Source organism: Streptomyces dryopteridis (assembly GCF_049606955.1).
GTDB lineage: Bacteria > Actinomycetota > Actinomycetes > Streptomycetales > Streptomycetaceae > Streptomyces.
The window spans coordinates 1,449,217-1,473,327 of the sequence record NZ_CP187113.1; the positions used below are offsets into that span (position 1 = coordinate 1,449,217).

A 24,111-nucleotide genomic window follows, 5' to 3' on the forward strand; every position below is an offset into this window, starting at 1 on the left:
TTCGTGCGGGTGGGTGCGGTCACCGTGCGGCGGACGGGGTTCGGGCGGGCTCGCGGGGGCTGCCGTCGCCTTCGTCCTCGTGCGGCCGCTGCGCCGGAAGTGTCGCACGTCCGTGCGCCCCGTCGGGGGGTTCGACGCTGATGCGGGGCAGCACCCGGTCCAGCCACTTCGGTATCCACCAGTTGGCGCCGCCGAGCATGTGCATGAGGGCGGGCACGAGGAGGGTGCGCAGGACGAAGGCGTCGAGGGCGACGGCGGCGGCGAGCGCGATGCCGAACATCGCGATGAGCCGGTCCCCGCTGAGCACGAAGGCGAGGAACACGGAGATCATGATGACGGCCGCCGAGTTGATGACGCGGCTGGTCTCGGCGAGGCCGATCCGCACGGCCCGTTTGTTGTCGCCGGTGGCGAGCCATTCCTCGTACATCCGGCTGACCAGGAACACCTGGTAGTCCATGGAGAGCCCGAAGAGCACCGAGACCATGATCACGGGCAGGAAGGGCTCGATCGGGCCGGCGCTGCCCAGGCCCAGGGGTTCACTGCCCCAACCCCACTGGAACACGGCCACGACCACGCCGAAGGAGGAGATCACGGCCGCCACGTTCATCAGCGCGGCCTTGATCGGGATCCCGAGGGAGCGGAACGCGAGCAGCAGCAGCGCGCAGCCGAGCGCGACGACCACCCCGACGAACAGCGGCAGCTTGCAGACGATCACGTCGGCGAAGTCGTCGTAGCCGGCCGTCATCCCGCCCACGTACACCCGGGGGGTGCCGTCGTCGCTCCCGGCCTTCGCCGCGAGATCGGCGCGGATCCGGTCGACGAGCCGGCTGGTGTCCTTGGACTGCGGGGAGGAGTCGGGGACGACGGTGAGGAAGGCGGTGTCACCGGCCTCGTTGAGGACGGGCGGGGCCGCCGAGGCCACGCCCGGGGTGGCGCGCAGGTCGGCCGCGAGCCGGTCGAGGGCGGGGCGGGCGGCGGCGGGGTCGGCGCCGTCGAGGCGGGCCACGAGGGTCAGCGGCCCGTTCATGCCGGGGCCGAAGCCGTCGGCGAGCAGGTCGTATGCCTTGCGGGTGGTGGAGGAGGCCGGGTTGTTGCCCTGGTCGGAGGTGCCCAGGTGCAGGGAGAGCGCGGGCAGCGCGAGGACCGCCATGACCAGCACGGCCAGCAGCCCGAGGGTCTTGGGTCGGCGTTCGACCAGCGCGGACCAGCGGGCCGCGAAGCCGGTGCGGGCCTCGGGGCGGGGCCCGTGCTCGGCCAGTTCGCGGCGTTCGCGCCGGGACAGGGCCCGGGGGCCGATGTAGGCGAGGAGGGCGGGCAGCAGGGTCACGGAGGCGGCGACGGTGAGGACCACCGTCACCGAGGCGGCTATCGCGACCCCGTTGAGGAAGTTCAGGCGCAGCACGAGCATGCCGAGCAGGGCGATGCAGACGGTGGCGCCGGCGAAGACCACGGCGCGGCCGGTGGTGGCGACGGCGTTCTCGGCGGCGTCCGGCACGTCGAGTCCGCGGCGCAGGCCGGTGCGGTGCCGGGTGACGATGAACAACGCGTAGTCGATGCCGACGCCGAGCCCGATGAGGGTGCCGAGCATGGGGGCGAAATCGGCCACGGCCATGGCGTGCCCGAGCAGGCTGATGCCCGCGTAGGCGGTGCCGACGCTGACCAGGGCGGTGGCGATCGGGACCAGGCTGGCGGCGAGGGAGCCGAAGGCGAGGAAGAGGACGACGGCGGCGACGGCCACCCCGATGGCCTCGGCCACGTGCGAGGTGGGGGCCTCGGTGAGGCCGATGGCCCGGCCGCCGAGTTCGACCTGGAGGCCGTCCTTCTCGGTCGCCCCGTTCTTCGCGGTCTCGACGACGGCGCGGGCCTGCTCCTTGGGGACGGCGTCGGCCTGCTTGTCGAAGGTGACCACGGCGTAGGCGGTCCGGCCGTCGGCGCTGATCATGGCCGCGCTCTCGGGGCCCGGTCCGTAGGGGCCGGCCACGGAGCCGACGCCGGGGAGGGCGCCGACCGCGTCCAGCGCCAGACCCATGCGCCGCTCCACCTCGGGTTCGCGGACGCTGTGCCCCTCGGGAACCCGCCAGACCACGGTGTCGGTGTCGCCGCCGAGACCGGGGAAGCCCTCGCGCAGCAGATCGGCGGCGTGCCCCGACTCGGTGCCGGGGACCTCGTAGTCGTTGGAGAAGGCGGAGCCGGCGACGGTCGCGGCGAGTCCGGTGCCCAGTAGCGCCGTGAGCCACAACAGGACGGTCGCGAGGCGGTGTCGCATACACCAGCGGGCAAGTGCGGCCAACGGAGGTGCTCCCGGGTGGGTGGTTCGGCGGGCGGTGGCGCGGACGGGGATTCGAGGGGGGATCACCCCGTTCGTCCCGGGCCCCACGATCTCAGTGTTCCGTGATCGTCGGTCCGCTTCGTGGGCAGGGTCACAGCCCCTCGGACCCTCCCGGGACTTTGGGTCCGGGCCGGTCGGCAGGGGTGCGGGGAGCGGCGGGGGCCTTGGGTCGGGGGTGCGCGGGACGTGCGTCTTCCGGTTCCGGTTCGGCCGGTCCCGGTTCGGCCGGTCCCGGTTCGGTCGGTGCGTCGGTCCGGTAGCCGGGGACGGAGGGCCAGCGCACGGTCAGGACCACGCTCTCCTCCTCGGCCCGCCAGGAGTGGTCGACCTCCCTGCCCCACACCACGTAGTCCCCGCGCTCGGCGAGGGTGACGTCCCGATCGGGGAAGCGCATCGTGAACCGGCCCTCGATCAGCACGAGGAGGGCGGTGCGGCGTTCCCCGCGCACCCAGGTCGCGCGTTCCTCACCCCGCGGGTGCACCCCCCATTTGATCTCCACGTCGGTGCTGTGCCGGACGTCCCCCGGGTCCTTGAAGTGCCCGAGCAGCCAGCCCCGGTCCAGGGCCGCGTCCGGTCCGGCCTTGCCCACGTGGATCTCCATGGGGGCGAGGGTAATCCGGTTGCCGGGCCCGTCCGACCCTGGTCCCCTGGGCGGGATGAGAAACGAGAACACGACGCCGGGGCCCGAGGGCCTCGCCGCGCTCCGCGCCCGCTTCGACCGCGAGATCCGCCGCGAGGCCGTGCCCGATTCACCGGGTGCCCGGATCGAGACCTCCGCCGACGGCCGGGTGGTGCGCCAGGTGGCCGCGCCGGGCGAGGGCTGGTCGGGGGTGCTGTGGTCCGATCTGGACGAGGCGGGCGCGGACGCCGCGATCGCCGGCGAACTGGCCCGCTGCCGGGAGCTGGGGCTCGCCGAGTACGAGTGGAAGACCTACGGGCACGACGGGCCGGCCGACCTGGGCGCGCGCCTGTCGGCCGCCGGTTTCGTGGCCGACACCCGGGAGACGGTGCTGATGGGCGCGGTGGAACGGGTGCTGGACGAGGTGGGCGAGGCCCCGCCGCCGGCCGGGGTGACCCTGCGGGAGATCACCTCACCGGGGGACGTGGACCTGCTGGCGCGGGCCCACGAGGCCGCGTTCGGACGGGTGCGGCCCGCGCTGATGGCGGAGGTCCGGCACCGGCTGGAGACCGATCCGGAGCACCTGGTCGTGGTGGTGGCCATGGCCGGGGAGCTGCCGGTGTGCGGGGCGCGGATGGAACTGCGGGAGGGCACGGGCTTCGCGGGCCTGTGGGGCGGCGGCACCCATCCCGACTGGCGGGGTCGGGGGATCTACCGCTCGCTGATCGCGCATCGGGCGCGGATCGCGGCGGCGCGCGGGGTGGAGTGGTTGCAGGTGGACGCGTCGGAGGACTCGCGGCCGATCCTCCAGCGGCTGGGCTTCGCGGTGCTGGGGACGACGACCCCGTACGAGTGGACGGCCCCGACGGCCCCCTGACCGGCGGGGCGGCGGCGGGGCGGCGACCGGACGGCGGGGCGGGCGGCGACTTGGGGGCCCGTCTTTCCCCCGGGACCGTTCCGGGGCAGGATGCGATCATGACCGAAACCTCGCGGCCCCGGCCCGTTCCCAGCCCGGAGCGGGTCGCGCCGCCCCTCGTCGCCGACGAGCCGACCACGCTCCTCGGCTTCCTGGACTTCCAGCGCGCGACCCTGGAGCTGAAGTGCTCGGGGTTGACGGCGGAGCAGTTGCGACGCCCCGCGAGCCCGCCCTCCACGCTGAGCCTGCTGGGGCTGCTGCGGCACCTGGGCGAGGTGGAGCGCCAGTGGTTCCGGCGGGTGCTGGGCGGCGACGAGGAGGTCGGGCACCTGTGGTCCGACAGCCGCGATTTCCAGGCCGCCTACGAGGCGGCCGGGGCCGATCCGGTGGAGGCGTACGCGGCCTGGCGGGCCGAGGTGGCGCACTCCCGGGAGGTCGCGGCGCGGCTCGGCTCCTGGGACGAGACGGTGGACGTGCCGCGCTGGGGCGGGCCGGTCTCGGTGCGGGCGGTCCTGCTGCACGTGACCCTGGAGTACGCCCGGCACAACGGTCACGCGGACCTGGTGCGCGAGGCCGTCGACGGAGCGGTCGGCGCGTGACCGGGGCCGGGGCCGGGGCCGTCGGTGGGCGCGGGCGCGGGTCCGGTGACGGCGGCGAGCCGCGCGGCGAAACGTTCACTCTGCTCGCCCCTCCGCCCGGACCCCACCCCGGCTCCGCGCCCGGTCCCGTCCCCGGCCCGGACCCGGACCAGGCCCGCGCCGAGGACCTGCTGCGGGGCTGCGTGGGGCACCGGCTGGCCGGCGTGACCTTCGACGGGTTCGGCCCGGAGTCCGAGGCCCTCGTCACCCTCGGGCTCGACTCCGAACGCCCCCGGGTACGGCTCGCGCTGACCGGGGTGCGCGAGTTCCGCGTGACCCGCCCGCACCCGGGGGCCGGCGCCTCCGTGCCACGGCTGTGCGCGTCCGCCGTCCTGCGGGTCCCCTCGGACCTGGTCTTCTCCCCCGCCCCCGAGGGCGCGGCGCCCCTGCCCGACCTCGTGCGCACGGTCCTGAGCTGCGACGACGGGGGCAGCGTGGTGGTGACGGCGCGGGCCCTGCGCGTGGAGGTGCTGCCCGGCCTGGTGGAGGCCCCGGGCGGCCGGCCCCCGCACGGGCGTCGGTAGCCCGGGGCGTCGGTTCAGACCGCCGTCCGCAGGAAGTCGGCGATCAGCGCGGCCCATCGGGCCGGCGCCGTCGCGAACGGCAGGTGTCCGGTCGCCAGTTCGGCGACCTTCGCACCCGGCACGGCCGCCGCCAACTCCCGTTGCAGCGCGGGCTGCGCGAGCTCGTCCTCGGTGGTCACGATCACGAGCGTCGGCACCCGCACCCCGGCCGCCTCCGACCGCAGGTCCGCGCCGCGCACCAGCGCCGCGTGGTCCCCGGCCCCGGGCGGGAAGGAGCCGGCCGTGGCCTCCTGCACGGCCGCGAGCTCCGCCGCCGACAGCCTCCCCAGCGTGGGTTCGCCCAGCACCAGGGGCGTCAACAGCCTGGACAGCGCGGCCCATTCCCCGCGCCGCGCGAACACCCGCCACAGTTCGGCGATCGCGTCCAAGCGGGCGTCGGCGCGCACGAAGGAGGCACTGAGCACGAGGGCCGTGACCCGCTCCGGGTAGCGGGCGGCGAGGCGCAACGCGACGTTCCCGCCGAGCGAATAGCCGTGCACCGCGAAGGTCTCCAGGCCCTCGGCGTCGGCGGCGGCCACGAGTTCGTCCGCGAGTTCGTCGAGCGCGAGCGGTCGCTCGGACCTCGGGGTGCCCCCGGTGCCCGGGTAGTCCACGGCCACCACGCTGAACTCGCGGGCCAACTCCTCGAGCACCGGACCGTAGTTGGCCTCGACCGAACCGCCGCCGCCGTGCGCGAGCAGCAGCCCCGGCCCGCCACTCCCGGTCCGCACCGTCCGCGCGTACCCCGCGCGCACCGCCACCTCGGCCTCGACCATGACGTCCCCCTCCACTCCACACTCTTGTAGCGGTCGCTACGAAAAGAACCCTAACGCCTTTTCGTATCGACCGCTACAAAAATCTGCGCCCCCTACCCCTCCCCCAACGCCCGCGCCAGGCGCTCCCGCACCGCCGACTGCGCCGCGATCCGCGCGTCCAGCACCGCGAGCCGCTCCCGCGCCACCCGCACCCCCGCCGCCGACGGCCCCCCGGGACCCGCCGCCGCCCCGAACACGTCCCCGTCCAGGCAGGGCAGGAACACCCGCACGTCGTCCAGCGTCAACCCCACCCCCAACAGCGCCCGGATGTTGGCCACCCGCGCGAGCGTCGCCGGACCGTAGTCGCGGTAGCCGTTGGCCTCCCGCGTCGACTCGATCAACCCGGCCGCCTCGTAGTGCCGCAAGGACCGCACCGACACCCCCGCGCGCCGCGCCACCTCACCGATCCGCACCGCCCCACCCCCACGCTCCACCGCTCAGGCGACCACCGCGCCCCCGTCCACCGCCAGGATCGCACCCGTCACGAACGAGGCCCCGGGCTCCGCCAACCACCGCACCGCGCCCGCCACTTCCTCCGGCCGCCCGATCCGCCCCAGCGGGGTGCGCGCGAGCTGCCAGGCCCGGACCTCCGCCATCCGTCGCGGCCCGAGCCCCTGGTGCTCGCCGATCGGGGTGTCCACCGCGCCCGGCGCCACCCCCACCACCCGCACCCCCCGGGGCGCGAGTTCCACCGCCCAGCTGCGGGTCAGCGTCTCCAGGGCCGCCTTCGTGGCCGCGTACACCGAGGAGCCCGGCCAGGCCCGGCCGGCCACCGCCGTGCTCAGGTTCACCACCACCGCGGCCGGCGACCGCTCCAACAGCGGCAGCGCGGCCTGGGTGAGCAGCACGGGGGCCACCAGGTTCGTCGCGAGTTGTTCGGCCACCCCGGTCGCCCCGATCCCGCCCAGGGCCCCGGCCCGCACCACGCCCGCGTTGTTGACCAGCACGTCCCACCGGCCGTACCGCTCCCCGACCGCCGCCGCCACCCGCGCGGGCCCGTCCGTCGCCGTCACGTCCAGCGCGAGGGTGTCGATCCGCGGGTGTCCGGCGGCCGTCTCGGTGAGCGGTCCGGGACGCCGGCCGAGGACCAGCACCCGCTCCCCCGCCTCGGCGAAGGCCCGCGCGGTGGCCCGCCCGATGCCGGTCCCGCCGCCCGTCACCACGACCACCCGGGCCGGCCGGCCCTCGTGCACACGCTCGTTCTCGTTCATGGCCCCATGCTCGAACCCTGTCACCGGTGTCAGGGTCAAGCGCCGGCGGGCACGCGAAGAGGGCGGTGCCCCGGCCCTCTCGGACCGGGGCACCGCCCTCGGGTGCGCGTGGCGCGGATCAGCCCTCGGAGACGCCCAGGCGTTCCAGGATCAGTTCCTTCACGCGGGCCGCGTCGGCCTGCCCGCGCGTCGCCTTCATGACGGCGCCGACCAGCGCGCCGACCGCCGCGACCTTGCCGCCGCGGATCTTGTCGGCGATGCCGGCGTTGCCCGCGATGGCCTCGTCCACGGCGGTGCCGAGCGCGCCGTCGTCGGAGACCACCTTCAGGCCGCGCTTGTCGACGACCTCGTCCGGGGTGCCCTCGCCGGCCAGCACGCCCTCGATGACCTGGCGGGCCAGCTTGTCGTTGAGCGCGCCCTCGGCGACCAGCGCCGCGACCCGCGCCACGTCGGCCGGGGTGATGGGCAGCTCGTCGACGACGACGCCCTGCTCGTTGGCATTGCGGGCCAGCTCGCCCATCCACCACTTGCGGGCGGCGGTCGAGTCGGCGCCGGCCTCGATGGTGGCGACGATGGAGTCCACGGCGCCCGCGTTGAGGATCGACTGCATGTCGTGCTCGTTCACGCCCCACTCCTCGCGGAGCCGGTTGCGACGCACGCGCGGCATCTCGGGCAGGCCCCCGCGCAGCTCCTCCACCCACTCCCGGGCCGGCGCCACGGGCACCAGGTCGGGCTCGGGGAAGTAGCGGTAGTCCTCGGCGTTGTCCTTGATGCGGCCGGCCGTGGTGGAGCCGTCCTCCTCGTGGAAGTGCCGGGTCTCCTGCACGATGCTGCCGCCGGAGGAGAGCACCGCCGCGTGGCGCTGGATCTCGAAGCGGGCCGCGCGCTCGACCGAACGCAGCGAGTTCACGTTCTTGGTCTCGCTGCGGGTGCCGAAGGTCTCGGTGCCGTGCGGGCGCAGCGACAGGTTCACGTCGCAGCGCATCTGGCCCTTGTCCATCCGGGCCTCGGAGACGTCGAGGGCCTTGATGACCTCGCGCAGCTCCGCCACGTACGCCTTGGCGACCTCGGGGGCCCGCTCGCCGGCGCCCTCGATCGGCTTGGTGACGATCTCGATGAGGGGGATGCCGGCGCGGTTGTAGTCCAGCAGCGAGTGGGAGGCGCCGTGGATGCGGCCGGTGGCACCGCCGACGTGCGTCGACTTGCCGGTGTCCTCCTCCATGTGGGCGCGCTCGATCTCGACGCGGAAGACCTCGCCGTCCTCCAGCTGCACGTCGAGGTAACCGTTGAAGGCGATCGGCTCGTCGTACTGGGAGGTCTGGAAGTTCTTCGGCATGTCCGGATAGAAGTAGTTCTTCCGGGCGAACCGGCACCACTCGGCGATCTCGCAGTTCAGCGCGAGGCCGATCTTGATCGCGGACTCGACGCCGATCGCGTTGACGACCGGCAGCGAGCCGGGCAGGCCGAGGCAGGTGGGGCAGGTCTGCGAGTTGGGCTCGGCGCCCAGCTCGGTGGAACAGCCGCAGAACATCTTGGTCCGCGTGCCCAGCTCGACATGGACCTCAAGGCCCATGACGGGGTCGTACGACGCGAGGGCGTCCTCGTACGACAGCAGTTCGGTGAAGGTGGTCACGGTGAAACTTTCCCTCTCAGCCCAGCAGGACGTCGTCGTCGCCCAGGCGCTTCAGCTCGCGGTACAGGATCGCGAGGCCGGTGACGATGGCGGCGGCGGACACGACGGCGTCGACGAGCTGAAGCGTGTCGTTGTCGGTGCGGGCCTTGCGGGCCTGCTTGATCACGCTGATCGCGCCGAAGGCGGTGGTGCCGATCGACAGGTAGGTGCCGGACTTCGACTTCTTGAAGCCCTTGGCCTTGGACAGTGCGCTCTTGGTGCTCACAGGGACGGTGCCTCCTCCAGCAGCGGGTGACCCCAGCGCTCGACGAAGGCGGCCTCGACGGCGGCACCGACCTTGTACAGCCGGTCGTCCTTCATCGCCGGGGCGATGATCTGCAGCCCGACCGGGAGGCCGTCCTCCGGCGCCAGGCCGCAGGGCAGCGACATGGCGGCGTTGCCGGCCAGGTTGGTCGGGATGGTGCACAGGTCCGCGAGGTACATCGCGAGCGGGTCGTCGGTCCGCTCGCCGATGGGGAACGCGGTGGTCGGGGTCGTCGGGGAGACGATCACGTCGACCCGCTCGAAGGACTTCTCGAAGTCCTGCGTGATGAGCGTGCGGACCTTCTGGGCCGAGCCGTAGTACGCGTCGTAGTAGCCGGAGCTGAGCGCGTACGTGCCGAGGATGATGCGGCGCTTGACCTCGTCGCCGAAGCCGGCCTCACGGGTGAGGGCGGTGACGTCCTCGGCGGACTTGGTGCCGTCGTCGCCGACGCGCAGGCCGTAGCGCATGGCGTCGAAGCGGGCCAGGTTGGACGATGCCTCGGACGGCGCGATCAGGTAGTACGCGGCCATCGCGAGGTCGAAGGAGGGGCAGTCGAGTTCGACGATCTCGGCGCCGAGCTCCTTGAGCAGCTCCACCGACTCGTTGAACCGCTGCACGACGCCGGCCTGGTAGCCCTCGCCGGCGAACTGCTTGACGACGCCGACGCGCATCCCCGCGACGGACCCGTTGCGGGCCGCCTCGACCACCGGCGGGACCGGGGCGTCGATGGAGGTGGAGTCGAGCGGGTCGTGGCCGGCGATCACCTCGTGCAGCAGGGCCGCGTCCAGGACCGTGCGGGCGCAGGGGCCGCCCTGGTCGAGGGAGGAGGAGAAGGCCACCATGCCGTAGCGGGAGACCGAGCCGTAGGTGGGCTTGACGCCCACGGTGGCGGTGACGGCGGCGGGCTGCCGGATGGAGCCGCCGGTGTCGGTGCCGATGGCCAGCGGGGCCTGGAAGGAGGCCAGGGCGGCGGAGGAGCCGCCACCGGAGCCGCCGGGGATGCGGGTGAGGTCCCACGGGTTGCCGGTGGGCCCGTAGGCGCTGTTCTCGGTGGAGGACCCCATGGCGAACTCGTCCATGTTGGTCTTGCCGAGGATGACGACGTCGGCTTCCTTCAGCTTGCGCGTCAGGGTGGCGTCGTAGGGCGGGATCCAGCCTTCGAGGATCTTCGAGCCCACGGTGGTCGGGACCCCGATGGTGGTGAAGATGTCCTTGAGGGCGAGCGGGACGCCGGCCAGCGGGCCCAGCTTCTCGCCGGCGGCGCGCTTGGCGTCGACGGCGCGGGCCTGCGCGAGGGCGCCCTCGCGGTCCACGTGGAGGAAGGCGTGCACCTTCTCGTCCACGGCCTCGACGCGGGCCAGGTGGGCTTCGGTGACCTCGACGGCCGTGAGCTCGCCGGAGGCGATCTTGGCGGCGGTCTCGGCGGCGGTGAGCCGGATGATGTCGGTCATGGGTGTTAGTCCTCCCCCAGGATCTGCGGCACCTTGAAACGCTGCTGCTCCTGCGCGGGCGCGCCGGACAGCGCCTGCTCGGGGGTGAGCGAGGGACGGACCTCGTCCGCGCGCATGACGTTGGTCAGCGGGAGCGGGTGGGAGGTCGGCGGGACGTCTTGGTCGGCGACCTCGGAGACGCGGGCGACCGCGCCGATGATGTCGTCGAGCTGACCGGCGAAGTGTTCGAGCTCCGCGGGCTTCAGCTCCAGACGCGCCAGCCGAGCGAGGTGGGCGACCTCCTCGCGCGTGATGCCAGGCATGCAGCGATCCTCTGAGGGTGGTGAGCGAGTGGGTGTTTTCCGCTCAATCCTAGGGGGCGGGCGGAGGAGGGCGTGAAACGGTTTCCCCCGTCCGCCTCCGCCCGCCCGCGATCACCCGCCCCCGGCCGCCCGCCCGGCGGCCCTCCCGGTCAGGTCCGGGGGGCCGGGGAGAGTTCGGCGACCCCGCCGGTGCCGGGGGCGCCGGCCGCCTCGGCGGCCTCCTCGGAGGGCCTGCGCCAGCCGCGTTCGCCCCGGGCCAGCAGCCAGGCGGTGGCCTCGGCGGGCGGCATGGCGGCGGCCACGAGCCAGCCCTGCACGGCGTCGCAGCCCAGGTCCCGCAGCCGCTCCCAGGTCTCGTCGTCCTCCACGCCCTCGGCGACGACGAGCAGGCCCAGGGAGTGGGCGAGGTCCAGGGTGCAGCGGACGATCTCGGCGTCCTGGGGGTCCACGGCGAGCCGGGCCACGAAGGAGCGGTCGATCTTCAGTTCGCTGACCGGGAGCCGGCGCAGGTGGACGAGGGAGGAGTAGCCGGTGCCGAAGTCGTCCAGGGACATCTTCACCCCGTGCCCGGTCAACCCGGCCATGGTGTCGGCGGCCCGCTGCGGGTCCTCCAGCAGCACGTGCTCGGTGATCTCCAGTTGCAGGGCCCCGGCGGGCACCCCGTGCCGGGCGAGGCGGGCGGCCACGGCCCCCGCGAACCCGGGGGTGTGCACGTCGCGCGGGGAGACGTTGACGGCGACGGGCACCTTCAGGCCCTGGGCGCGCCAGCGCGCCACCTGGGCCAGGGCGGTCTCCAGCACGTACTCGGTGAGGTGCGGCATCAGCCCGGAGGACTCGGCGATGGCGATGAACTCGTCCGGGGGGACCCGGCCGCGTTCGGGGTGCACCCAGCGGACCAGGGCCTCCAGGCCGGCGACCTGCCCGTCGAAGCGGACCTTGGGCTGGTAGTGCAGTTCCACCTCGCCGGCGTCCAGGGAGCGGCGCAGGTCGCCGAGGAGGCCGAGCCGGTCGGGGGTGTTGCTGTCGCGTTTGGACTCGTAGACCTCCACCCCGGTGCGGTCGCGTTTGGCCTGGTACATGGCCACGTCGGCCCGGCGGAGCAGGCCCTCGGCGTCGAGGGCGTGGTCGGGGAAGACGGCGAGGCCCGCGCTGGCCTCCAGGACGAGGGTGAGCCCGTCGAGGTCGAGGGGGGAGCCGAGGGCGGAGACCAGTTGTCGGGCCACGCGCTGGGCGCTGGTGGTGGAGTCGGCGAGCGGGAGGAGGACGGCGAACTCGTCGCCGCCGAGTCGGGCGGCCTCGGCGTCGGGCGGCAGGGCCTGGCGGAGCCGGTCGGCGATCTGGAGCAGCAGCCGGTCGCCGGCGAGGTGCCCGAGGGTGTCGTTGACGGCGCGGAACCGGTCGAGGTCGATCAGGACGAGGGCGGCGCGGGTGCCGAGGTCCTCGGCCTGGTCGAGGGCGCTCCAGGCCCGCTCCAGCAGCCATTGGCGGTTGGGGAGCCCGGTGAGGGGGTCCTTGAGCTGTTCCTCGGCGCGGGCGCGGGCGATCCACAGGGTGGAGTCGAGGGCGATCAGGGGCACGGCGAACAGCGGCAGCAGGATCGGCATGGCCACGGCGATCACGCTGATCAGGGGGGCCAGGCCCAGCAGGGCGCCGGCCACGAGGGCCTGGCGGACCAGGGCGGTGCGGGTGGCGGTGGGCACGCCGCCGGAGGTGGGGGCGACGGCCGCCCACAGCAGCAGCCGGGTGAGGGCGAGGTAGGCGAGGGCGGCGAGGATCACCTCGGGGACGGTCGCGGGGGACCAGTCGCGGAAGGTCCAGGGCCGCTCCACGCTGGGGGCGTCGCCGAAGAGGACGAGCACGAGGGCGCCGGCGGCGATGCCGAGGACGTCGACGGAGCCGTACAGCAGTCCTTGGCGCCAGCGGTGTCGGCGGGCCGCGCCGACGAGGAGGACCACGGCCAGGGAGACCAGGGTCGCCGGTATCCAGCCGTAGAGGAGGAGGACGCCGAGGGTGAGGGCGGAGCCGGAGCCGGTCCCGCCCCACCAGCGGTCGCGGCCCAGGGCCACGAGGTGGCCGACGATGACGCCGGTGAGCAGGGCGAGGCCCCAGCCGGGGGCGCCGGCCGGGAACAGGGCGTGGCCGGAGCCGACGGCGTGGGCGACGCCGAGGCCGAGGAGGGCGGCGGCCAGGGTGACGGTCGCGTACGGCAGGACCCCGGAGGCGCGCAGGCCGGGGCGGGAGGGTTCCTCGCCGGGGCGGGGCGGGGCGCCCGACCGCTCTCGGCGCGCGGCGGGCCTCGGTCCGCGCCGGCCCGTGGGGGCGGCACTCTCTTTGGGCTTCATACCGTCCCTCTCACAGCCGGCGGAGCCGATGCCTCGTGACGGATCCGGTGTCGGGGCGTCACGGCCGAGGAGGGCCGACGTGACCGGGCACGACGGCGACCCCCGTCACCACAGTAGGCCGCGACCGGTGTCCCGGGGCAGCGGTCGGGGGCGGTTGCCCGATCCCGACCCGGCCATCCTCATCAGTACGGTATCCGCCGATGGGGTGAGTCGGCCCCAAGACCCTGCGATCACCCGTCAGATGATCCGACAGGGTTTCGGTCGTGGTACAGGCGGGTACCGGCCGTTCTCCGCTCCGGCGCCGAACTCCCCCGCCCCGGGGCTCACTCGGCGGCGTCCTCCGCGAGTGGCTGTTCGAGGGGTTGGGCGACCTCGCGGGCGGCTTCGGGGCCGCGTTCCAACAGCACGTCGAAGCCGTCGTCGTCGAGGATCGCGAGCTTCAGCTGCACGGCCTTGTCGTACTTGGAGCCGGGGTTGTCGCCGACCACCACGAACGAGGTCTTCTTGGAGACCGAGCCGGTCACCTTGGCGCCGCGGCTCTGCAGGGCCTCCTTGGCCCCGTCCCGGGTGTGCCGGGCCAGGGTGCCGGTGACCACGACGGTGAGGCCCTCCAACGGGCGCGGCCCGCTGTCCTCCTCCGTCTCCTCCTCTTCGACGCGGACCCCGGCGGCCCGCCACTTGCGGAGGATCTCGCGGTGCCAGTCCACCGCGAACCATTCCTTGACGGAGGCGGCGATGATGGCGCCGACCCCTTCGGTGGCGGCGAGTTCCTCCTCGGTGGCCGCGTCGATGCGGTCGATGGAGCGGAACTCGCGGGCGAGGGCGGCGGCGGCCACCGGGCCCACGTGCCGGATGGAGAGGCCGTTGAGGATCCGGGCCAGCGGCCGGTCCTTGGCGGCGGCCAGGTTCTCCAGCATGGCCAGGGCGTTCTTGCGGGGTTCGCCGTTCTGGTTGGCGAAGACGGTGACGATCTTCTCCTCGCCGGTCTTCGGGTCCCGCTTGGGCAGTCCGCTGTCCGGGTCGAGCACGTACGCCTTGATCGGCAGCAGTCGCTCGATGGTGAGGTCGAAGAGGTCGCCCTCGTCGAGCAGCGGGGGTTCGGCGGGCTCCAGGGGCGCGGTGAGGGCGGCGGCGGCCACCTTGCCGAAGTTCTCCACGTCCAGGCTCTGCCGGCCGACGAGGTAGAAGAGGCGTTCGCGCAACTGGGCGGGGCAGGTCTGCGCGTTGGGGCAGCGCAGGTCGATGTCCCCCTCCTTCATGGCGCGCAGGGGGGTGCCGCACTCGGGGCAGTCGGCGGGCATGACGAACTCGCGTTCGGTGCCGTCGCGCAGGTCGACCACGGGGCCGAGGATCTCGGGGATCACGTCGCCGGCCTTGCGGAGCACGACGGTGTCGCCGATGAGCACGCCCTTGGCCTTGACGACCTCCTGGTTGTGCAGGGTCGCGAACTCCACCTCGGAGCCGGCCACGGTGACCGGTTCCACCTGGGCGTAGGGGGTGACCCGGCCGGTGCGCCCGACGCCGACCTTGATGTCGATCAGCTTGGAGTTGACCTCCTCGGGCGGGAACTTCCACGCAATGGCCCAGCGGGGGGCGCGGGCGGTGGAGCCGAGTCTGCCCTGGAGGGGGATCTCGTCGAGCTTGACGACGACCCCGTCGATCTCGTGCTCCACGGAGTGCCGGTTCTCGCCGAAGTGGGTGATGAACTCGCGGACCTCGGCGAGGCTGCCGACCACCTTGTTGTGGCGGGCCGTGGGCAGGCCCCATTCGCGCAGCAGCTCGTAGGCGTGGCCGAGGCGGTCGATGTCGAAGCCCTCGCGGGCGCCGAGCCCGTGCACCACCATGCGCAGCGGTCGGCTCGCGGTGACCTTGGGGTCCTTCTGGCGCAGGGAGCCGGAGGAGGCGTTGCGCGGGTTGGCGAAGGGCTTGTCGCCGGCCTCCACGAGCCGGGCGTTGAGCGCCTCGAACTCCTCCATCGGGAAGTAGACCTCGCCGCGCACCTCGACCAGTTCGGGGATCCGGTCCCCGGCGAGCCGGTCCGGCACCCCGGCGATGGTGCGCACGTTGGCCGTGACGTCCTCGCCGGTGCGCCCGTCGCCCCGGGTCGCGCCGCGCACGAGCCGGCCGCGTTCGTAGGTGAGGTTGACGGCGGTGCCGTCGACCTTCAGCTCGCACAGGTAGTGGAAGTCCGGGGTGCCCACGTCGCGGGCCACCCGGTCGGCCCAGGCGGCGAGTTCCTCGTCCTCGAAGGCGTTGTCCAGGGACAGCATCCGCTCGCGGTGGGCGACCGAGGCGAAGTCGGTGACGTAGCTCCCGGCCACCTTCTGGGTCGGCGAGTCGGGGGTGCGCAGTTCGGGGTACCGCTCCTCCAGGGCCTCCAGGGAGCGCAGGAGCACGTCGAACTCGGCGTCGCTGACCACCGGCCGGTCGTTGACGTAGTAGCGGAAGCGGTGCTCCTCCACCTGTTCGGCGAGCGCCGCGTGCTGCTCGCGCACGGCCGCCGGTACGGTCGTGTCCTGCTGTTCGGCTGCCATCTGCCGTGTCCTCCCGTGGGTCCGTCGGGACCGTTCATCCGTCACTCAGGGTTGTCGGCGAGGGATCTCGCCGCCTTGACGCACTGCGCCAGGGCCGCACGCGCGTACCCGGGCGAGGCGCCCGCCAGGCCGCAGGCGGGGGTGAGCACGACGGAGTCCGCGAGGATCCCCGGGGACAGTCCCAACCTGCGCCAGAGCTTCCTGACCGGCATGACGCTACCGCCCGGGTCGGACAATGCCCCGTCGGTGGTGGGCACGATTCCCGCGTACAGCCGCACCCCGGATTCGACGCTCTCGCCGATGGCGTCGTCCTCGCGCTCCGTGAGCAGCGAGAAGTCGAGGGAGATTGCGTCGAATCCGGCGCGGCGCAGCAGGGCGAAGGGCACGTCGGGGGCGCACGAGTGGAGGACGGTCTCCCCGTCGTGGATCCCGCGCAGCTCGCGCAGGGTCGCCTCGACCACCTGCCGGTCCACGGCCCGGTAGGTCCGATAGTCGCTGGCGGTGCGGACCCGGCCGGTGAGGACGGCGGTCAGCGAGGGTTCGTCGAGCTGGAGGACGATCTCGGCGCCCGGGATCCGCTTGGCGACCTCCGCGAGGTGGCCGCGCAGGCCCTCGGCCAGCGAGCCGGCGAGGTCGCGGCAGGCGCCGGGGTCGCGCAGGAATGCCTCGCCGCCGTGCAGTTCGAGGGCGGCGGCCAGGGTCCAGGGGCCGACGGCCTGCACCTTGAGGGGGCCCTCGTAGCCCTGGGTGAACTCCTCCAGCGCGTCGAGGTCCTCGCCGAGCCAGGAGCGGGCGCGGCGGGTGTCGCGGCCGGGCCGGTCGGAGATCCGCCAGCCGCTGGGCTCCACGTGCCCGTACAGGTCGACGAGGAGGCCGAGGGTGCGGCCGATCATGTCGGCGCCGGGTCCGCGGGCGGGCAGTTCGGGCAGGTGGGGGTAGGTCTCGAAGCTGCCGACGACGGTCTTGGCGGCCTCGCGGGCGTCGCCGCCGGGCAGCGAGCCGACGCCCGTGGCCCCGCGCGGGCTCATCGGGCGCCCGGGCGGACGGTGAGGTCGTTGACCTCGGCGTCCCGGGGCAGGTCCACGGCCATCACGATGGTGGTGGCCACGGATTCGGGGTCGATCCAGTCGGTCGGGTCGTAGCCCTCGCCCTCCTGGGAGCGGACCTTGGCCTGCATGGGGGTGGCGGTGCGGCCGGGGTAGACGCTGGTCACCCGCATGCCGTGGGGGCGTTCCTCGTGGCGCAGGGAGTCGGCGAGGGCCTTGAGCCCGTGCTTGGAGGCGGCGTAGGCGGACCAGTCGGCGTGGGCGGCCAGGCCCGCGCCGGAGTTGACGAAGACCACGTGCCCCTTGGCGGCGCGCAGGGAGGGCAGCAGCAGCCGGGTCAGTTCGGCGGGGGCGACGAGGTTGGTGTTGAGCTGCTGGTGCCAGGTCTTGGGCCGCAGTTCGCCGACGGGCCCGAGGTCGACGACGCCCGCCACGTGCAGGAGGCTGTCGAGCCGGTCGGGCAGGGCCTGGTGGGAGAGGGCCCAGGAGATCCGGTCGGGGTCGGCGAGGTCGGCGACGAGGGCGCGGCTGCCGGGGTGGCGGGCGGTGAGCTCCTTGCCGCGGGCCGCGTCGCGAGCGAGGAGGATGAGCTGGTCGCCGCGGGCGTGCAGGCGGGCGGCGACGGCGGCGCCGATGCCGGAGCCGGCGCCGGTGATCAGGTGAGTGGGCATGGTCCCTATGCTCGCACCCGCCCACGGGCCCGGCCGCGCCCGTGGGCGGGGCTCAGCCGGTGGTGGTCGCGGCGCGCATCGCGGCGGCGGTGGCGGCCGGGTCGTAGCCCTCGGGGACGCCGGGCAGGAGGGCGACGGTGCAGGGGATGTTCTTCGTGCGCAGCGGCAGGATCCGCTGGTACCCCTCGCTCGCGTACCAGGCGCGGGCGGCCTCGATGTCGGGGAAGCCGATGAGGACGATGTCGCCGTCCCAGGGGCCTTCGAGGACCTCGGGGCGGACGCCGTGGACGAGGAAGCGGCCCTGGAAGGGGTCGAGGGTGGCCTGCATCCGCTCGATGTAGACGAAGACCTCCTCGGTGAGGGTGCCGGGGGTGAGGTGGGCGATGGCGTAGGCGGTCACGGTGGTCTCCTGTCGGGCAGGGCGCGGGCGGGGCCGGCGGTGCGGGCCGCCGTCGTCGTGGACACGATCCTGCCGGGGTCGGCGGGCGCCCGCGATTACCCGGGAGGTCATGCGGACAGCGGGCGGTTCCGGTGCTCGGGCGCGGGGTCCTCGGCGGGGCGGAAGGCGCGGCGGTAGGCGACGGGCGAGGTGCCCAGGGTGGTGCGCATGTGGGCGCGCAGGGAGGCGGCGGAGCCGAAGCCGGCGCGGTGGGCGACGAGGTCCACGGGCAGGTCGCTGGTCTCCAGGAGGTGGCGGGCCAGGTCGAGGCGTTGGGCGGTGAGCCATTGGCCGGGGGTCATGCCGGTCTCGTCGCGGAAGCGGCGGGTGAAGGTCCGTTGGCTCATCCGGGCGTGGCCGGCGAGTTCGGCCAGGCCCAGGGCTTCGCCGAGGTGTTCCAGGGCCCAGGCGCGGGTGGCGGTGGTGGTGGCGACGGTGGGTTCGGGGACCGGCCGGTCGATGTACTGGGACTGGCCGCCGTCGCGCCAGGGCGGCACGACGCAGATGCGGGCGGCCCGGTTGGTGACGGCGGTGCCGTGGTCGCGGCGGATCAGGTGCAGGCACAGGTCGAGGCCGGAGGCGACGCCGGCGGAGGTGAGCAGGTCGCCGTCGTCCACGAACAGCACCTCCTCGTCGAGGGCGACGCGGGGGTAGGTGCGCCGGAAGTGGGGGGCCAGGTTCCAGTGGGTGGTGGCGGGGCGGCCGTCGAGGAGGCCGGCGGCGGCGAGCACGTTGGAGCCGCTGCAGATGGAGACCAGGCGGGTGCCGGGGCGGATGCGGGCGACGGCGGCGGCGACCTCGGGGGGCAGGGGGGCGCCGTCGAGCAGCTCGGGCATCGCGTGGGTGGGCGGGATGATCACGGTCTCGGCGGTTTCGAGGGCCTCGGGGCCGGCCTCCGGCTGGAGGGTGAACCCGGCGTCGCTGCGGACGGGGCCGCCGTCGACGGTGCAGACGACCACCCGGTAGAGCGGCCGGCCCCGTTCGTCCAGGGCGCTGCCGAGGACCCGGGAGGGGATGCCCAGCTCGAAGGGCGGGAAGCCGGGCAGGGCCAGGACGGCGACCCGGTGTCGTCGGGGGGCGTCCGGGTCCTGCGGATGCTCGGGGTCGGTCGCGTCGCGCCAGGGATCGTCCATGGCCGGATCCTGACAGATGATGGCCGTCCGGCCAACACCGGGCGGCCTCGTCCGGGGCGAGATTGGGGTGTGCCGTCGGGAGGGACCCGGCGGCGAGGACGGGACGAGAGACGAGGCGGCGACGATGCGCGCGATGGTCGTGAACGAGTGGGGCGGTCCGGAGCACCTGGTGGAGCGCGAGGTGGCGCGCCCGGAGCCGGGGCTGAACGAGGTGCTGGTGCGGGTGCGGGCGGCCGGGGTGAACCCGGTGGACTGGAAGACCCGGGCCTCCGGCGGGCTGATCTCCTGGGGGCCGGTCCCGGCGGTGGGCTGGGACGTGTCCGGGGTGGTGGAGGCGGTCGGTCCGGGCGTGGGGCACCTCCGGCCGGGCGACGAGGTCTTCGGGATGCCCTCGTTCCCGGCGCAGGCGGGCGCGTACGCCGAGTACGTGGTGGGGCCGGCGCGGCAGTTCGCGCCGAAGCCCGCCGGCCTGGATCACGTGGCGGCGGCGGCCCTGCCGCTGGCCGGGCTGACCGCGTGGCAGGCGCTGGTGGACACGGCCGGGGTGGGTCCCGGGACCCGGGTGCTGGTGCACGCGGCGGCCGGCGGGGTGGGGCACCTCGCGGTGCAGATCGCGAAGGCGCGCGGGGCGTACGTGATCGGGACGGCGAGCGCGGGCAAGCACGGGCTGGTGCGGGAGCTGGGCGCGGACGAGGTGGTGGACCACCGCGCGGTGCGCTTCGAGGAGGTCGTGGCGCCGGTGGACGTGGTGCTGGACGCGATCGGCGGGGAGAACGCCGAGCGGTCCCTGCGGGTGCTGCGGCCGGGCGGCCGACTGATCGTGCTGCCGGGCCCGGACGCGGTGCCGGCGACGGTACCGGCCGGGGTCACGGCCCAGTGGGTGCTGGTGGAGCCCGACGGCCTGGGGCTGCGGGAGCTGACGGCGCTGGTGGACGCGGGCCGGCTGCGGCCGGTGGTCGAGGAGGTGCTGCCGCTCGCGCAGGCCCCGAAGGCGCACGAGATCGGCGAGCGGGGCCGGGTGACGGGCAAGCTCGTGCTGAGCGTGTCCTGAACCGACCCCGCCCCGCCGTCGGGCCGAAACGAGACGGGCCGGACGGGTTAGACGGTGGCGGCGGCCCGGGTGGTGCCCGCGATGGTGGCGGAGCCGACCACGCGGGTGCCGTCGTAGAGGACGATGGCCTGGCCGGGGGCGACCCCGCGCACGGGTTCGGCGAAGTCCACCCGCAGTTCCCCGTCGACCATCTCGGCCCGCACCGGGGTCTCCCCGCCGTGCGCCCGCAGCTGGGCGGTGTAGTCGGCGGGGCCGGTGGGGGCCGGGCCGCACCAGCGGGGGCGGATGGCGGTGAGGGCGCCGATGTCGAGGGATTCGACGGGGCCGACGGTGACGGTGTTGGTGACCGGGGAGATGTCGAGGACGTAGCGGGGCTTGCCGTCGTCGGCGGGGTGTCCGATCCGCAGGCCCTTGCGCTGGCCGATGGTGAACCCGTACGCGCCGTCGTGGCCGCCGAGGCGGTTGCCGGCCTCGTCGACGATGTCCCCCTCGGCCGTGCCCAGGCGGCGGGCGAGGAAGCCCTGGGTGTCGCCGTCGGCGATGAAGCAGATGTCGTGGCTGTCGGGCTTCTTGGCCACGGCCAGGCCGCGCCGTTCGGCCTCGGCCCGGATCTCGCCCTTGGTGGTGAGGGTGTCGCCGAGCGGGAAGAGGGCGTGCGCGAGCTGGCGTTCGTCGAGGACGCCGAGCACGTAGGACTGGTCCTTGGCGGCGTCGGAGGCGCGGTGCAGGGCGCGGGTGCCGTCGGGGTTCTCGACGACGGTGGCGTAGTGGCCGGTGCAGACGGCGTCGAAGCCGAGGGCGAGGGCCTTGTCGAGGAGGGCCGCGAACTTGATCTTCTCGTTGCAGCGCAGGCACGGGTTGGGGGTGCGGCCGGCCTGGTACTCGGCGACGAAGTCCTCCACGACGTCCTCGCGGAAGCGGTCGGCGAGGTCCCAGACGTAGAAGGGGATGCCGATGACGTCGGCCGCGCGACGGGCGTCCCGCGAGTCCTCGATGGTGCAACAGCCCCGGGCTCCGGTGCGGAAGGACTGGGGGTTGGCGGAGAGCGCGAGGTGCACGCCGGTCACGTCGTGGCCGGCCTCGGCGGCGCGGGCGGCGGCGACGGCGGAGTCCACGCCGCCGGACATGGCGGCCAGGACGCGGAGGGGGCGGGTGGTGCGCGGCAGGGTGTCAGTCATAGCGCCTTCCAGGGTACGGGGGAACCGGTCGGGCTCACAGCGCGTTGTGATCGTCGGGGGGTGAGCGCATGGGCGCGGAAGAGGACACGGCGGCCGGCCCGGGGTCGGGGCCGAAGCGGCGCACGGGGCGGCGGGTGGTGCTGCTCGGGGCGCTCGCGCTGGTCGGGGGCGCGGCGGTGTGGGGCCGGGACGAGATCGGGCGGCTGTGGTGGGCCCTGCCCGGGGTGGACCGGCCGCGCAAGGAGGGTGAGCTGGACCACGCGGGGGCGGTGTGGACGGCGGCCTCGCCGGCGAACTGGCGCCGGGCGGACCGGCCGGCGGACTACACGGTGGACCGGATCGTGGTGCACGTGACCCAGGGTGGCCTGCAGGGGTCGGTGGACGCGTTCCGCAATCCGCTGCACAAGGCGTCGGCGCACTACATCGTGGCCCAGGACGGCCGGGTGGTGCAGTTGGTGCGGGAGCTGGACGTGGCGTTCCACGCGAACAACCGGCAGGTCAACGAGCGCAGCGTGGGCATCGAGCACGTGGGCTTCGTGGACCGGCCGCAGGACTTCACCCCGCGGATGTACGCGGCCTCGGCGCGGCTGGCGGCCGGGATCTGCCGGCGCTACGGGATACCGGTGGACCGGCGGCATTTCCTGGGGCACTCGGAGGTGCCGGGCGCCGACCACACCGATCCGGGGCCGCACTGGGATTGGGACCGGTACCTGGAGCTGGTGCGCCGGGCCCTGGCCGAGCCGTCCCCGGGGGCCTCGGCACGCTGAGCGCGTCGACCCGCCCGGGGTTCTCGGGGTGGGCTCAGACCAGACCGGCGGAGCGGGCGCGGGCCACGGCGGGGCCGATGGCGGCGGCCACGGCGGCCACGTCCTCGGCGGTGGAGGTGTGCCCGAGGGAGAACCGCAGGGTGCCCCGGGCCAGCTCGGGGTCGGTGCCGGTGGCCAGGAGCACGTGGCTGGGCTGGGCGATGCCGGCGGTGCACGCGGAGCCGGTGGAGCACTCGATGCCCTGGGCGTCCAGGAGCAGCAGCAGGGAGTCGCCCTCGCAGCCGGGGAAGGCGAAGTGGGCGTTGGCGGGGAGCCGGTCGACGGGGTCCCCGCCGAGGACGGCGTCGGGCACGGCCTCGCGGACGGCGGCGATCAGGGTGTCGCGCAGGGCCCCGACCTCGGCGGCGAACGCGGCGCGGCGGCGGGCGGCCAGCGCGCCGGCGACGGCGAAGGCGGCGATGGCGGGCACGTCGAGGGTGCCGGAGCGCACGTGCCGTTCCTGGCCGCCGCCGTGCAGGATCGGCACGGGGCTCTGGTCGCGGCCGAGCAGCAGGGCGCCGACCCCGTAGGGGCCGCCGACCTTGTGGGCGCTGACGGTCATGGCGGCCAGGCCGGAGGCGGCGAAGTCCACGTCGAGCTGGCCGAATGCCTGGACGGCGTCGGAGTGGACGGGGACGCCGTGCTCGGCGGCGACGGCGGTGAGTTCGGCGATCGGCATGACGGTGCCGATCTCGTTGTTGGCCCACATCACGGTGACCAGTGCGACGGAGGCGGGGTCGCGGGCGATGGCCTCGCGCAGCGCCTCGGGGTGCACCCGGCCGTGGTGGTCCACGGGCAGGTACTCGACCCGGGCGCCCTCGTGTTCGGCGAGCCAGTGCACGGCGTCGAGGACGGCGTGGTGCTCGACGGGGCAGGCCAGGACCCGGGTGCGGGCGGGATCGGCGGCGCGGCGAGCCCAGTAGAGGCCCTTGACCGCGAGGTTGTCGGCCTCGGTGCCGCCGGCGGTGAACACGACCTCGCTGGGGCGGGCGCCGAGGGCCTCGGCGAGGCTTTCGCGGGCCTCCTCGACGGCTCGGCGGGCGCGCCGGCCGGCGGCGTGGAGGGAGGAGGCGTTGCCCGTCTCGGCGAACCGGGCGGTCATCGCCGCGACGGCCTCCGGCAGCATCGGGGTGGTGGCGGCGTGATCGAGGTAGACCATGGTGCCCCGATTCTACGGGTGCCCGGGGCGCCGCCCGCCCGGCCCCGGTCGAGGGCGGATCGACCGGGGCCGGCAGGGCGTGGGCTCAGGGGCGCGGCGGGCGCGGGGCGCGGGCCAGTTGTCGGGACTGGGCCACGAGTCGGTCGGCGCTGTCCCAGACCTCGGCGTCCTCTTCCAGGAAGCCGCCGGCGAGGTTGCGGGTGGTGATCGAGACCCGCAGCGGTCCGGGGGCGGGTCGGCAGCGGACGTGGGTGGTGAGCTCGACGGTGGGGGTCCAGCCCATCAGTCCGAGGTCGAAGGAGGTGGGCGGGAGGGCGTCCACGACGAGCAGCAGCGAGAGCGGGTCGGCGTCGCGGCCGTCGGCGAACTCGAACCAGGCCCGCATCTCGCCCTTGCCGGAGGGCGCGCCCAGGGCCCAGCCGGCGGTGTTCGGGTCCAGCCGCAGGCTCAGCCGGTCGACGATGGCGGAGCTGCCGGGGACGGGCGAAGGGCCGGCGTCGGCGCTGAAGCACTCCGCGTAGGGGGTGACGGCGGGCGGCCGGGCGCTGGTGCGCACCTCGTCGGAGAGCGCGTCCAGGGCTCCGTAGGAGGCGAGGACGCGGATCCGCTCGACCTCGTGGCCGTCCTCGTCGAACTGGTACAGCGATGCCTGGCCGGTGCTGAGGGTGTTGCCTGCGCGCACGAGGGTGGTGCGCACGACGGCGGGGCCGGGGGTGGAGGAGGTGAGGTAGTGGGCCGATACCGTGAACGGGTCGGGGTGCGGCAGCGCGAGGGAGAGGGCGCGGCCGACGAGGGCGAGCAGGTAGCCGCCGTTGACGGCGGAGATGATCGTCCAGCCCGCCGAGAGGTGGGCGTCGTACACGCCGGGTTCGTCCGCGCGCGGGGTGAGGGCGGTGTCGCGGTCGAATTCGCTGTCGCCGATGGAGGCGGCCATGGCTGCGTGAGACATGGTCCGACGGTACACCGACAGG

At 74.4% G+C, this 24,111-nt stretch carries 22 protein-coding genes and 1 pseudogene; 5 read left to right on the top strand and 18 right to left on the bottom strand.

Going from position 1 to position 24,111, the window contains the following annotated elements; genetic code table 11:
- Positions 1-19: 19 nt before the first annotated feature.
- A complete protein-coding gene (locus ACN20G_RS05780) occupies positions 20-2,290 on the bottom strand; it encodes an MMPL family transporter (protein ID WP_424211636.1) in 2,271 nt (756 codons plus the stop codon).
- Positions 2,291-2,564: 274 nt separating this feature from the next.
- Positions 2,565-2,930: pseudogene (locus ACN20G_RS05785) on the bottom strand (signal peptidase I); the annotation flags it as partial.
- Between the two features lie 55 nt (positions 2,931-2,985).
- On the opposite strand from ACN20G_RS05785, the gene ACN20G_RS05790 reads away from it, so the two are divergent.
- The 3 genes from ACN20G_RS05790 (at position 2,986) to ACN20G_RS05800 (ending at position 5,026) form a co-directional block, all read left to right on the top strand.
- The gene (locus ACN20G_RS05790) at positions 2,986-3,825 is read left to right on the top strand and encodes a GNAT family N-acetyltransferase (RefSeq protein ID WP_424211637.1); all 840 of its coding nucleotides are present in this window, start codon (positions 2,986-2,988) and stop codon (positions 3,823-3,825) included.
- Between the two features lie 98 nt (positions 3,826-3,923).
- On the top strand, positions 3,924-4,463 hold the full coding sequence (locus ACN20G_RS05795) for a DinB family protein (protein ID WP_424211638.1): 540 nt from the start codon (positions 3,924-3,926) through the stop codon (positions 4,461-4,463).
- Complete coding sequence (locus ACN20G_RS05800) at positions 4,460-5,026, top strand: hypothetical protein (protein ID WP_424211639.1); 567 nt, start codon at positions 4,460-4,462, stop codon at positions 5,024-5,026. Before ACN20G_RS05795 ends, ACN20G_RS05800 begins: the two co-directional genes overlap by 4 nt.
- A gap of 14 nt (positions 5,027-5,040) precedes the next feature.
- On the opposite strand, the gene ACN20G_RS05805 is transcribed toward ACN20G_RS05800, so the two are convergent.
- The 13 genes from ACN20G_RS05805 to ACN20G_RS05865 all read right to left on the bottom strand — a co-directional run bounded on the left by ACN20G_RS05805 (position 5,041) and on the right by ACN20G_RS05865 (position 18,946).
- Positions 5,041-5,841, bottom strand: coding sequence for an alpha/beta fold hydrolase (locus ACN20G_RS05805; protein WP_424211640.1), 801 nt, complete (start codon positions 5,839-5,841; stop codon positions 5,041-5,043).
- A 92-nt stretch (positions 5,842-5,933) separates the two neighbouring features.
- Positions 5,934-6,293, bottom strand: coding sequence for a MerR family transcriptional regulator (locus ACN20G_RS05810; RefSeq protein WP_424211641.1), 360 nt, complete (start codon positions 6,291-6,293; stop codon positions 5,934-5,936).
- A 24-nt stretch (positions 6,294-6,317) separates the two neighbouring features.
- Positions 6,318-7,091 carry an SDR family NAD(P)-dependent oxidoreductase gene (locus ACN20G_RS05815; protein WP_424211642.1) on the bottom strand — a complete coding sequence of 258 codons (774 nt, stop codon included), beginning with the start codon at positions 7,089-7,091 and terminating at the stop codon, positions 6,318-6,320.
- Positions 7,092-7,209: 118 nt separating this feature from the next.
- Positions 7,210-8,724, bottom strand: coding sequence for an Asp-tRNA(Asn)/Glu-tRNA(Gln) amidotransferase subunit GatB (gene gatB / locus ACN20G_RS05820; protein WP_424211643.1), 1,515 nt, complete (start codon positions 8,722-8,724; stop codon positions 7,210-7,212).
- Between the two features lie 16 nt (positions 8,725-8,740).
- Entirely contained in the window at positions 8,741-8,989 is a 249-nt protein-coding gene (locus tag ACN20G_RS05825) for a hypothetical protein (protein WP_424211644.1), read from the bottom strand.
- Positions 8,986-10,479, bottom strand: coding sequence for an Asp-tRNA(Asn)/Glu-tRNA(Gln) amidotransferase subunit GatA (gene gatA / locus ACN20G_RS05830; RefSeq protein WP_424211645.1), 1,494 nt, complete (start codon positions 10,477-10,479; stop codon positions 8,986-8,988). Before gatA ends, ACN20G_RS05825 begins: the two co-directional genes overlap by 4 nt.
- 5 nt (positions 10,480-10,484) lie before the next feature.
- Positions 10,485-10,781: an Asp-tRNA(Asn)/Glu-tRNA(Gln) amidotransferase subunit GatC gene (gene gatC / locus ACN20G_RS05835; RefSeq protein WP_424211646.1), complete on the bottom strand. Its 297-nt coding sequence runs from the start codon at positions 10,779-10,781 to the stop codon at positions 10,485-10,487.
- 149 nt (positions 10,782-10,930) lie between these two features.
- Positions 10,931-13,123, bottom strand: coding sequence for a putative bifunctional diguanylate cyclase/phosphodiesterase (locus tag ACN20G_RS05840; protein ID WP_424211647.1), 2,193 nt, complete (start codon positions 13,121-13,123; stop codon positions 10,931-10,933).
- 323 nt (positions 13,124-13,446) lie between these two features.
- A complete protein-coding gene (gene ligA / locus ACN20G_RS05845; protein ID WP_424211648.1) occupies positions 13,447-15,657 on the bottom strand; it encodes an NAD-dependent DNA ligase LigA in 2,211 nt (736 codons plus the stop codon).
- 41 nt (positions 15,658-15,698) lie between these two features.
- Positions 15,699-16,685, bottom strand: coding sequence for a methionine synthase (locus ACN20G_RS05850; RefSeq protein ID WP_424211649.1), 987 nt, complete (start codon positions 16,683-16,685; stop codon positions 15,699-15,701).
- A complete protein-coding gene (locus ACN20G_RS05855; protein ID WP_424211650.1) occupies positions 16,682-17,374 on the bottom strand; it encodes an SDR family oxidoreductase in 693 nt (230 codons plus the stop codon). Before ACN20G_RS05855 ends, ACN20G_RS05850 begins: the two co-directional genes overlap by 4 nt.
- A gap of 52 nt (positions 17,375-17,426) precedes the next feature.
- A complete protein-coding gene (locus ACN20G_RS05860) occupies positions 17,427-17,774 on the bottom strand; it encodes a DUF1330 domain-containing protein (protein ID WP_424211651.1) in 348 nt (115 codons plus the stop codon).
- A 107-nt stretch (positions 17,775-17,881) separates the two neighbouring features.
- On the bottom strand, positions 17,882-18,946 hold the full coding sequence (locus ACN20G_RS05865; RefSeq protein WP_424211652.1) for a GlxA family transcriptional regulator: 1,065 nt from the start codon (positions 18,944-18,946) through the stop codon (positions 17,882-17,884).
- Positions 18,947-19,070: 124 nt separating this feature from the next.
- On the opposite strand from ACN20G_RS05865, the gene ACN20G_RS05870 reads away from it, so the two are divergent.
- Entirely contained in the window at positions 19,071-19,997 is a 927-nt protein-coding gene (locus ACN20G_RS05870) for an NADP-dependent oxidoreductase (protein ID WP_424211653.1), read from the top strand.
- A gap of 47 nt (positions 19,998-20,044) precedes the next feature.
- On the opposite strand, the gene mnmA is transcribed toward ACN20G_RS05870, so the two are convergent.
- The gene (gene mnmA / locus ACN20G_RS05875; protein WP_424211654.1) at positions 20,045-21,175 is read right to left on the bottom strand and encodes a tRNA 2-thiouridine(34) synthase MnmA; all 1,131 of its coding nucleotides are present in this window, start codon (positions 21,173-21,175) and stop codon (positions 20,045-20,047) included.
- Between the two features lie 68 nt (positions 21,176-21,243).
- Here mnmA and ACN20G_RS05880 point away from each other — a divergent pair, with 68 nt between their 5' ends.
- On the top strand, positions 21,244-21,942 hold the full coding sequence (locus ACN20G_RS05880) for an N-acetylmuramoyl-L-alanine amidase (RefSeq protein WP_424211655.1): 699 nt from the start codon (positions 21,244-21,246) through the stop codon (positions 21,940-21,942).
- Positions 21,943-21,976: 34 nt separating this feature from the next.
- Here the strand turns inward: ACN20G_RS05880 and ACN20G_RS05885 are convergent, their stop codons facing one another.
- Both ACN20G_RS05885 and ACN20G_RS05890 read right to left on the bottom strand, forming a co-directional pair.
- Positions 21,977-23,140 (bottom strand): cysteine desulfurase family protein, encoded by a 1,164-nt coding sequence (locus ACN20G_RS05885; protein WP_424211656.1) that lies wholly within the window; start codon positions 23,138-23,140, stop codon positions 21,977-21,979.
- A gap of 85 nt (positions 23,141-23,225) precedes the next feature.
- On the bottom strand, positions 23,226-24,089 hold the full coding sequence (locus tag ACN20G_RS05890; RefSeq protein ID WP_424211657.1) for a thioesterase family protein: 864 nt from the start codon (positions 24,087-24,089) through the stop codon (positions 23,226-23,228).
- Positions 24,090-24,111 lie beyond the last annotated feature (22 nt).

Bases quoted from the DNA above. Each gene is read 5' to 3' on its own strand.
- ACN20G_RS05790 (WP_424211637.1), top strand. From the start codon at position 2,986: ATGAGAAACGAGAACACGACGCCGGGGCCCGAGGGCCTCGCCGCGCTC.
- ACN20G_RS05795 (WP_424211638.1), top strand. From the start codon at position 3,924: ATGACCGAAACCTCGCGGCCCCGGCCCGTTCCCAGCCCGGAGCGGGTC.
- ACN20G_RS05805 (WP_424211640.1), bottom strand. From the start codon at position 5,841: ATGGTCGAGGCCGAGGTGGCGGTGCGCGCGGGGTACGCGCGGACGGTG.
- ACN20G_RS05815 (WP_424211642.1), bottom strand. From the start codon at position 7,091: ATGAACGAGAACGAGCGTGTGCACGAGGGCCGGCCGGCCCGGGTGGTC.
- gatA (WP_424211645.1), bottom strand. From the start codon at position 10,479: ATGACCGACATCATCCGGCTCACCGCCGCCGAGACCGCCGCCAAGATC.
- gatC (WP_424211646.1), bottom strand. From the start codon at position 10,781: ATGCCTGGCATCACGCGCGAGGAGGTCGCCCACCTCGCTCGGCTGGCG.
- ACN20G_RS05840 (WP_424211647.1), bottom strand. From the start codon at position 13,123: ATGAAGCCCAAAGAGAGTGCCGCCCCCACGGGCCGGCGCGGACCGAGG.
- ligA (WP_424211648.1), bottom strand. From the start codon at position 15,657: ATGGCAGCCGAACAGCAGGACACGACCGTACCGGCGGCCGTGCGCGAG.
- ACN20G_RS05850 (WP_424211649.1), bottom strand. From the start codon at position 16,685: ATGAGCCCGCGCGGGGCCACGGGCGTCGGCTCGCTGCCCGGCGGCGAC.
- ACN20G_RS05855 (WP_424211650.1), bottom strand. From the start codon at position 17,374: ATGCCCACTCACCTGATCACCGGCGCCGGCTCCGGCATCGGCGCCGCC.
- ACN20G_RS05865 (WP_424211652.1), bottom strand. From the start codon at position 18,946: ATGGACGATCCCTGGCGCGACGCGACCGACCCCGAGCATCCGCAGGAC.
- ACN20G_RS05870 (WP_424211653.1), top strand. From the start codon at position 19,071: ATGCGCGCGATGGTCGTGAACGAGTGGGGCGGTCCGGAGCACCTGGTG.
- mnmA (WP_424211654.1), bottom strand. From the start codon at position 21,175: ATGACTGACACCCTGCCGCGCACCACCCGCCCCCTCCGCGTCCTGGCC.
- ACN20G_RS05880 (WP_424211655.1), top strand. From the start codon at position 21,244: ATGGGCGCGGAAGAGGACACGGCGGCCGGCCCGGGGTCGGGGCCGAAG.
- ACN20G_RS05885 (WP_424211656.1), bottom strand. From the start codon at position 23,140: ATGGTCTACCTCGATCACGCCGCCACCACCCCGATGCTGCCGGAGGCC.
- ACN20G_RS05890 (WP_424211657.1), bottom strand. From the start codon at position 24,089: ATGTCTCACGCAGCCATGGCCGCCTCCATCGGCGACAGCGAATTCGAC.